At 56.3% G+C, this 7,587-nt stretch carries 12 protein-coding genes and 1 pseudogene; 8 read left to right on the top strand and 5 right to left on the bottom strand.

The genetic code is table 11. The features are described 5' to 3' along the window. From H6F43_RS21955 to H6F43_RS02720, 3 genes and pseudogenes are all read right to left on the bottom strand, one after another. Positions 1 to 219 (bottom strand): DUF6194 family protein (locus H6F43_RS21955; protein WP_242025285.1); only part of this gene is annotated, 219 nt, incomplete at its 3' end. Beyond that, positions 215 to 367 (bottom strand): annotated as a pseudogene (locus H6F43_RS22120) (Uma2 family endonuclease); the annotation flags it as partial. The pseudogene H6F43_RS22120 and the gene H6F43_RS21955, both read right to left, overlap by 5 nt. 21 nt (positions 368 to 388) lie before the next feature. Continuing rightward, positions 389 to 586, bottom strand: coding sequence for a hypothetical protein (locus H6F43_RS02720; RefSeq protein WP_190340467.1), 198 nt, complete (start codon positions 584 to 586; stop codon positions 389 to 391). A gap of 221 nt (positions 587 to 807) precedes the next feature. On the opposite strand from H6F43_RS02720, the gene H6F43_RS02715 reads away from it, so the two are divergent. Continuing rightward, positions 808 to 1,221: a hypothetical protein gene (locus tag H6F43_RS02715; RefSeq protein WP_190340466.1), complete on the top strand. Its 414-nt coding sequence runs from the start codon at positions 808 to 810 to the stop codon at positions 1,219 to 1,221. Next, the gene (locus H6F43_RS02710; RefSeq protein WP_190340465.1) at positions 1,125 to 1,838 is read left to right on the top strand and encodes a hypothetical protein; all 714 of its coding nucleotides are present in this window, start codon (positions 1,125 to 1,127) and stop codon (positions 1,836 to 1,838) included. Before H6F43_RS02715 ends, H6F43_RS02710 begins: the two co-directional genes overlap by 97 nt. A 90-nt stretch (positions 1,839 to 1,928) precedes the next feature. Here the strand turns inward: H6F43_RS02710 and H6F43_RS02705 are convergent, their stop codons facing one another. Beyond that, positions 1,929 to 2,105 (bottom strand): hypothetical protein, encoded by a 177-nt coding sequence (locus tag H6F43_RS02705; protein WP_190340464.1) that lies wholly within the window; start codon positions 2,103 to 2,105, stop codon positions 1,929 to 1,931. A 72-nt stretch (positions 2,106 to 2,177) separates the two neighbouring features. On the opposite strand from H6F43_RS02705, the gene H6F43_RS02700 reads away from it, so the two are divergent. The 6 genes from H6F43_RS02700 (at position 2,178) to H6F43_RS02680 (ending at position 7,118) form a co-directional block, all read left to right on the top strand. Beyond that, positions 2,178 to 2,480 carry a hypothetical protein gene (locus H6F43_RS02700; RefSeq protein ID WP_190340463.1) on the top strand — a complete coding sequence of 101 codons (303 nt, stop codon included), beginning with the start codon at positions 2,178 to 2,180 and terminating at the stop codon, positions 2,478 to 2,480. A 13-nt stretch (positions 2,481 to 2,493) separates the two neighbouring features. Further along, the gene (locus H6F43_RS02695; protein WP_190340462.1) at positions 2,494 to 3,000 is read left to right on the top strand and encodes a hypothetical protein; all 507 of its coding nucleotides are present in this window, start codon (positions 2,494 to 2,496) and stop codon (positions 2,998 to 3,000) included. A gap of 21 nt (positions 3,001 to 3,021) precedes the next feature. Beyond that, a complete protein-coding gene (locus H6F43_RS02690; RefSeq protein ID WP_190340461.1) occupies positions 3,022 to 3,870 on the top strand; it encodes a hypothetical protein in 849 nt (282 codons plus the stop codon). 56 nt (positions 3,871 to 3,926) lie between these two features. Beyond that, entirely contained in the window at positions 3,927 to 5,948 is a 2,022-nt protein-coding gene (locus tag H6F43_RS02685) for a hypothetical protein (protein WP_190340460.1), read from the top strand. 241 nt (positions 5,949 to 6,189) lie between these two features. Then, positions 6,190 to 6,318: a hypothetical protein gene (locus tag H6F43_RS22605; RefSeq protein ID WP_277879856.1), complete on the top strand. Its 129-nt coding sequence runs from the start codon at positions 6,190 to 6,192 to the stop codon at positions 6,316 to 6,318. 44 nt (positions 6,319 to 6,362) lie between these two features. After that, a complete protein-coding gene (locus tag H6F43_RS02680) occupies positions 6,363 to 7,118 on the top strand; it encodes a Uma2 family endonuclease (protein ID WP_190340468.1) in 756 nt (251 codons plus the stop codon). Positions 7,119 to 7,304: 186 nt separating this feature from the next. On the opposite strand, the gene H6F43_RS02675 is transcribed toward H6F43_RS02680, so the two are convergent. Next, entirely contained in the window at positions 7,305 to 7,508 is a 204-nt protein-coding gene (locus H6F43_RS02675; protein ID WP_190340459.1) for an AbrB/MazE/SpoVT family DNA-binding domain-containing protein, read from the bottom strand. Positions 7,509 to 7,587 lie beyond the last annotated feature (79 nt).

Raw genomic sequence — 7,587 nt, 5'->3', positions numbered from 1 at the left:
GCTAGGGCGTACTGGTTTCTGACCAAATAAGCGGACGTAGGTTTTGGGATGAAGACCGATAGCAACTCTAAACACCTCTTCTCGATCAAGATTTGAGGCTTGGTCGTTTTCGCTATTATGTTGTTTGATGGTGCAAAAATAAACACCGTTTGGCAACACGCGACCTGCTTGCAGGCAAAGCAAGCCACGGAGCTGCCAAGTCTGCAATTGCCGCTTCAAACTGGCGTTCCAGGAAGCGAATAATGGCTCCGTGTTTGCCAGTCCCTAGGCTCATTGGAACCAGTTCCCCATCGACCAGTTCATAGCGGGTATCTGTGCCATCGTCATAGGTCAGATATTCCTGAAAGGTCAGTCGTTGCTGAGTGATGGGGGGGCATAATCGTTACCCTCATTTGCCGTCAACTGGCTTAGTCGGTAGCTCTCCACTGGCTTCCGCTTTGGCAACTTCTTCAACTAGAACAGATTCAATCAGGTTGCTCAAACTCCTCAACCGAAGTTCTGCTAACCGTTCTAGCTTTTCTTTGATCTTGGGGTCGCAGTAGGCTACTAACCTAGCTTTGTTTGTTGCCACTTCAGTGGAGTGCATATGTTGTGTCTCCATAAGGGTACTCGATAGCACAGATTTTAACTTAAGTGTGCACACTGTTTGCATACTGTGTGCTAACGTCCTACCAGACACGAGCAGGAACGCAAATCCTAATACCGGCTGCTTCAGGACTTTCAAACCCTTCCAAAGTCACCTCTGAAGCAGCACTCAAAACCTTTTCACATCAGCATTCCATTCACTTTGAATCAGGAGTTCTGCCCATGTTGGCGCTCAGCCAAACTCAGTCGCTCGCTGCCACTTCCAGCCAGGTTGAACCCTGCGGCTTTGACAACGGCAACGGAGCCGTGAAACTTGCCCTGCCCAGCGGTGAAATCCGCTGCCCTGCCTACATCCTGCCCATCCACGAATTGCTGCGAGACCGACCTGTAAACGGTTTCGTGGACTACCTTGAGGGCGATCGCGCTGACCTGGCAAACCAGCTCTGGATGAGCGGCGTTGCGGTGTATCGCCACAGCCCGCTGGCACATCTCAAAACCGTCGATAGCGTCACGGGAAAGCTCGACTGGGGCTGCAACAGTTGCTCGGGGCACTGTCCTACCTGCCGCATCGCGAGGTGTGGAATCTGGCGCTGGTGGCAAGCATCCACGATGCTCAAGCGCTCGGTGCTTCTCTAGTCGCCAGTCTGCAAGGCACCCACCAGGTGCAGTTCAATGACCACAAGCGAACCAGCTTAGTCTCGGTCACTGTCTTAAGCGTGGTGGAAGAAGGCGTCGGGGCGATCGCCGAATGCCGCCACGACCTCAACACCGACGGCACCAACCTACTGCTCGACCTCGGCAACGGCACCACCTCGCTGTCGGTATTCGGTCCTCGTGGCAAGCTGGAGCAGCGCTCGGTCGAACCTTACGGGGTGGAAGAACTAATCGACGCGATCGCCCGCAACCTCAACACCCGGCGCAAATGGTCCAAAGAAGGCGATCGCCATTTGATTCGCTCCGGGATTGAGACTCGCAGCTTCACCTACGGCAACACCAAGTGGAACTTCCGCTCCATCTACGACGCGGAATTGAAACCGTGGGCAACGAAAGCCTTAGCTCCCGTACTCCGTAGATCTGAGCAGTGGATGGCGTCCTCTGACGCCGCGATCGCCATTGGGGGTGGTTCGCAATTGCCCGCGATCCGAGAACTGCTGACGCGCAAAGGCATCGCCCCACTCGCCGGTGGCGTGTTTGCCAATGCCCTGGGACTGCTGAAGATCGCCCGCGCCAAGCAGGGGCAATTGGGGGGATAGACCATGCCCAGCCAATACCGCGCCAGCATCAAGCCCTACCACGTCCCCTTCCTGGAGCAGTTCGGGGAAAACGAACTGGGTACGACCGACTTAAGCGAAGTGGTCAATACCGTCATCGCCCATTACCGCCGCTCCCGCCGCTCCGCCGTGCCAACGGTAGGTCAGCACCTGCCTCCTCGCCACTGCCAGAGGCTTTCCCCTCTGCCGACGAGTTCCTCGCCGCTGATCTACTCCAGGACCTGTCAGGCGTGTTGATTGTCGAACCATAACGCCAGCCCCAAGCCTTTCAACTCTTAAGCCCGGCAACTGACAACCCCTCATATCAAGAGCGATTCCATCATGACCAAAAATCTGGGCTACCACGCCAGCTCCGAAGCCGCCGCGCTGCTGGAAGCGCACTACGGTTCGCATTTGCAAGGACTGACGCAGAATCAGCGCTGGGCGATCGTCCTGGTCCAGGCATACTGCAACCTGACTCAGTGCGGCTGGACCGAAGCAGTACAGGACCTCAGCAGCGTGCTCGACTTCAGCCAAGAGGATCTGCCGCCGCTCAGTTTGCTGCAGGGGCATGAAGATGATTTGGGCATTGCCAATGCCACCCTGGAATACCTCCGCTTCGGTCCAGTTTCCCAAGCAGCGTAAGGAGGAGGCACCCATGACCCTGACGCTACGCCATTCAGTGGGCTTCATCCTGTCAGCACAGGTGGTGGCACTACTGCTCGGCTACACCCTGCGCGCTCCTGACCTGCAGCAAGCGGCGGAACAGACAAACGCCATTCGCTCCGAGCGCACCCAAGCAACCCACGACCGAGCGATCGCCCTGCAGCGCGCCCAGATCTGCCAGCCGTTGATGAGTGAATTGCCGATCAGCGACGGAGCCGCGGCCTACTTCACCTCCCGCAATCGGTTTGGGCGCATCGTCATCGACAAAAATCGTCCCTTCCCCATCGGCAGCGTTGTGTGTGACGCCTTTGGCAATACCGCGATCGTCGGGCGCGATGCTCAGGGGCAACGACCGCTGCTAACCGATATTCGCACCGTGCCAGCAGAAGAGATGCAGCAAATCCTAGTTCAGCGGGGCGTAATGCCGTCGCCCTTGGCACCGCATGAAGTGCCACTCCCGGCTCGCGTGCCTACTCCCAACCGGAAACCGACTCAGTAAATCCGTCAATGAGGACTCCCGATGGTTACCAAAAAGCATCAATCCAGCCAGCGCACTGAGCAAAGCGCCCCGCCCGCGATCGCGTCCCCACCCATTTATCAGCCGCTGCGAAGCGAGTTTCAGCGGCGGCAGGACGAGGACTTTGACGAAGACCGCAAGCTTCCCCTGACGCAAAAACTCGGCAACTTCAGCGACGGCGTCTTCGGCTTCATCTTCAACCCGAATGTGATTAAGTTTGGGCTGCTGCTGTTTGCCGGATTCTGCATCGCCATTAACTTGACCGGCTACATCGATTTAGTCAACCAGCTGCTAACGACCCGATTGGATGAATTTGGGCGCGTGCTGCCGGTGGATGCGCCGATGGGACAGCGAGTCGTCAGCTTTTTCCTGCGGCTGCCGGTCATCGGCGGCTTCGTGCAGTGGCTCGACCAGTTGACCGGTGGCGCGGTGGCGCTGTTCGGGGCAATCTGCATCTGGTTCCTGATTCAGGCATTGGAGATTGTCGGTCGCATTCATCTGTACTTCCCAGAAACTGCTGAGAACCTGCTCTACAAGCAAAATCGCAAGCGCTATGAGCGCCCAGGTCCGCATCCCACTGCCCGCAAAGCTTACCGCATGGCAACGACAGCCGTGACCACCACCATCCGCACGCTGGTGATTCTGGGGCTGGTGGCTTACGGAGTCGATGCCTTCTCGATGCACCAAGTGCGCCCGTGGATCGACACGATCGGCAATCCCCTCTGGACGAATTGCGTCTGGAATTTCTTTGCGGTGGCTGGGGTAGAGCTGGCGATGCTGATTCACACCGGTTACAAAGCAATCACGCTGTCGGGTGCTGAGCAAGCAGATAAGGATCGGCTCTACGGCTAATCGCATCATCAACGTGCAGGAGGGGGCAGTCAGTGCTCTGTGGAGAAGGAGGAGTCATGAATGAGTTACGAGCTAACCTGGAGCCGGGCAACCCGGACGGGCACACGGTGCTGCGCTATCTGGTGGAAGAAAAGCGGCTGCCGCTGGAGACGGCGATCGAGCGAGTGTATGCGGCGGTGATGAAGTATCAGCACGAATTTCGAGCGGCGCAGTCGAAGCTGATTCTAGGCAGCGTGGTTACGGGTGTGATGGGGCTGCCGATTTCGCTGCCGATCGGGTTGCCGGCAGCGCTGGTAGTGGGATCAATGGCGACGGCCATCTACGCCTGGATGGAGCTGGGGGCGCAGCGCGACCGGCTGAAGCCAGAGTACGTGACGCTGAAGCGATCTCACCTATTGGAGAATGTGATTAGGTTTCTGGCAGTGAATTTGAGTCACCAGCACGACCAGCAGCAGCAACAGATGGGACAAGGTTTCCCGCTGCCCTCCAGCGTACATGAGCTGACGCCGAAGACGATTCTGCAGGCGTATGAGGACACGGTGATGCAGGTGGCGCAGGGCGACCATCTCGACAACAATGCCTCCGACCCGGTGCTGGCGCTGTTCGTCGTCAATCTGCGCTCGCACACCAACTTCCTGCCGGAGTGGGTGATGCAAGCGTTGCGGGAGCTGGAAGTGGCGGAGCAGCAGCGGCGACAGCAGGTGGAGCGAGCGAATCAATTCATGTTTGGGGATTTGTCGCGGCAGGCGTGGGAACTGGCTCCAGCAACGTATGCACCTGCTGTTCAGCCGCTGCCAGCGATGCCAATGAATCAGCCGCAGATTCAACGTGCGATCGGGCAGACTACACGCCTGAACGCGGTCAACACGACTGCTCAACCACTGTCACCAGACACACCTTGGGAGGATGAGCAGCGCCCAAAAAAGCGGGAGGAGGGTGAGAAGCGATCGCTGCCAGTGCCAGATGCCTCGCTACCGCCTACGGAGATTGAACGGCCGCTGTATGATGTCCGCACGCTGGCAAATACGGGCTATGTGGAATCGATCTTGTGGATCGGGTTCAGTCAGTCGGGTAAGACGACAACCGCAGATCAGTTGGGGCGAGCGTTGCGGCAGCAGTACGGTACGCGGCTACGCGCCTACTACATCACGCCAGTTTTACGTAGCCAGGGCGACAACGATGAGCGATCGCTGTTCGCGTGGTGCGATAAATTGCTGCGCTTCCCGCTGCTGAATGAAACCGATGACTTCATCCTCACGGCCGCCTATGAGCAGTTCGAGGCGCTGCTGGAGGAGTTTCTGACGCTGCCGAGCGACCGCATGCATCCGAAGCTATTTGTGGCGGATGAGCTGACGATTCATGCGCTGTATGCCGTGGGCACGCGCGTGGGTGGGGTGAAAATTGGCAAGCCAAATGCCGCGGCCCAGTCGTTCTTCGGCAAGCTGGTGAATGCAATCAATGCCAATGCCAGTGGCGGTAAGGCATCAGGGATTGGCATTTGGGGGTTGTCCCCGAGTGCAGCGGTGGGGGGCATTGGATTGAATCAGAACGCGATGAGCAGCTGTGTGCCGGTGTTTATCGGGTCAGTGGCGAATTGGAATGGAGGCGTACATGCGGCGGCGGCAAGAAACAACCTGGCTCCCCAACATCCGCCGACGGTGGAGTTGCTCCACTCCTGCCAGCGGCATGGGATTGAGCGCTTAATTTCGGTCGGATGTGGGGAATGGCAGCCGTTGATGGCGTATTCGGTGCCGCGTCCGATTGCATTGAGTGCTGCTCAAAGGCAGGCGATCAACCCGGTGAATCAGCCGGAATCCCAGCAGATGAGTTCGCTGTATGACGAGCTGGCAAATGACTTTGATGCGGTGGGAACGATGCCGATGATGGGGGACTTTATCCGCTGGCTGAAGACGAAGCAGGGAACGGTGATCACCCGACGCAATGCCATCCTGCTGTGGGGCAATAAGAAGAATCGCAATGTCACGAGCAATGAAGCGATCAGTCCGTTTTTAAGGGAGGCGATCGACTTGGGGCTATTGAAGGAGACGGAGGATGGCTACCGGGTAATCTGCACGTGAGTGTAACCATGACTGTAACCGTTACCAAGCTGGGACCGTGTAATACCAGGGTGTAGCTCACGGAGTTACAAGGGGTTCAGCGGTTACGGTTACAGGATACACATCCTCTAGGCGGATGATGCTGATCGATGGACTCCTAGAACAGGTTGTAGGGAGCAAGATAGCTTAGTGCCTTGCGGAGAAGCTGGATGAATTTTGAAGATGTTTGCTCTAGCGAAGCACCTGAGCTGACTGCAAAACATTGATTAGTGCCAAATGCGTTGGTTGGGAAATAGAGAAACTGCGGATTGCGACGAAGGAGATGGAGGCGCTGATGGAAGGGGAGGAGGCAGCCGAGGCGGTAAGCGCTTCGGTGGGATGCCAACCGTAGAATAGAACCATCCCCGCTCTCTTTTAAGAAGAGAAACGACCATGATGACCCCAGCCGAACTTGCATCCTTTGGAATTACCATTCCACCAGCTCAGGATGAGTTGCCTTACAGCGACGGAGACAAAATGGAGAGTGAGCGCCACAAACTCCAGATGGAGTTGCTGATTGATGGTTTATTACCCTGGTTAGACCAGCGTGAGGATGGCTATGTGGGGGGTGCTATGTTCGTCTACTACAGCATGGCGCAGGTGAGAAATCAGGATTTTAAGGGACCAGATGTTTTTGTGGCGCTAGGGGTGCCGAAAGGGGAACGCAAAAGCTGGGTGTGCTGGGAGGAAGATAAGACCCCGGATGTCATCATCGAGTTGCTGTCTGACAGTACGGCAGAGCGGGATAAGTATGAGAAAAAGCTGATCTATCAGAACCGGATGCATGTGCCGGAGTATTTCTGGTATGACCCCTTCAATTCTGAGGATTGGTCAGGGTTTCGCTTGAGGGGAGGTACGTATCAATCGATCGCGCCCAACCCTGAGGGAAGAATGGAATGTGAGGTGTTGGGGCTTGCTCTGGTGCGCTGGCAGGGCAGGTTCAAGACAGTTGAAGCAACCTGGCTACGCTGGGCAGATCTGGAGGGTAACGTGTTGCTGACGGCTGAAGAACAAGAACGTCAACGGGCTGAACAAGCAGAAAACCAGGTACAGCAGATTGCCCGAAATTTGTTGCAAACGGGAATGTCGATCGATCAAGTTGCCCACATAACTGGGCTGTCAGTTCCGCAAATTGAGATGCTAGATGAGTAGTGTTTTTGTGGCTGTCAGGCAGGAGCTGTTTTGCCTTGGGAGTTCTTCTAACGTTCGGCACGGATCAACCTACTGGGCTTGTCTAGCGGTTCGCACAACCTGCCGCAGGTCATCCCAATCCGATTGAGTCATATCAGTTGACTCGCCACTCGCAATCCCTTCCAGCAGAAGCTCTTCTACCTGCTCCTAGGTAAACACTCTAGTTGGCACAGCGATCGCCGGACGTAGCAAAATTCCCTCTGGTGTCTCTTCTGCGATCACCAAAGAACCTTCCTTTAACCCAAAGCGATTGCGTAGCTTGGCAGGAATCACCAACGTTCCACGCTTGCCGACTTTACTAGTTTCACTTGGCGTTGTTGCATGAAGAGGGGTTGCGGAGGGGAGAGACATGGTAAGTTTCAATTACCACACCAAAACCTGCCATGAAAGCTCAATACCGCATCCGCAACTGGTCTGAGTATAACTCTGG

This window comes from Leptolyngbya sp. FACHB-36, from assembly GCF_014695955.1.
Lineage (GTDB): Bacteria > Cyanobacteriota > Cyanobacteriia > Leptolyngbyales > Leptolyngbyaceae > FACHB-36.
Note: the sequence above shows the minus strand (reverse complement) of the source record. Positions and strands in the feature narration are given on the sequence as shown.

Coding starts and splice junctions, on each gene's coding strand:
- H6F43_RS02720 (WP_190340467.1), bottom strand. CDS start 586: ATGCACTCCACTGAAGTGGCAACAAACAAAGCTAGGTTAGTAGCCTAC.
- H6F43_RS02715 (WP_190340466.1), top strand. CDS start 808: ATGTTGGCGCTCAGCCAAACTCAGTCGCTCGCTGCCACTTCCAGCCAG.
- H6F43_RS02705 (WP_190340464.1), bottom strand. CDS start 2,105: ATGGTTCGACAATCAACACGCCTGACAGGTCCTGGAGTAGATCAGCGG.
- H6F43_RS02700 (WP_190340463.1), top strand. CDS start 2,178: ATGACCAAAAATCTGGGCTACCACGCCAGCTCCGAAGCCGCCGCGCTG.
- H6F43_RS02695 (WP_190340462.1), top strand. CDS start 2,494: ATGACCCTGACGCTACGCCATTCAGTGGGCTTCATCCTGTCAGCACAG.
- H6F43_RS02690 (WP_190340461.1), top strand. CDS start 3,022: ATGGTTACCAAAAAGCATCAATCCAGCCAGCGCACTGAGCAAAGCGCC.
- H6F43_RS02685 (WP_190340460.1), top strand. CDS start 3,927: ATGAATGAGTTACGAGCTAACCTGGAGCCGGGCAACCCGGACGGGCAC.
- H6F43_RS02680 (WP_190340468.1), top strand. CDS start 6,363: ATGACCCCAGCCGAACTTGCATCCTTTGGAATTACCATTCCACCAGCT.
- H6F43_RS02675 (WP_190340459.1), bottom strand. CDS start 7,508: ATGTCTCTCCCCTCCGCAACCCCTCTTCATGCAACAACGCCAAGTGAA.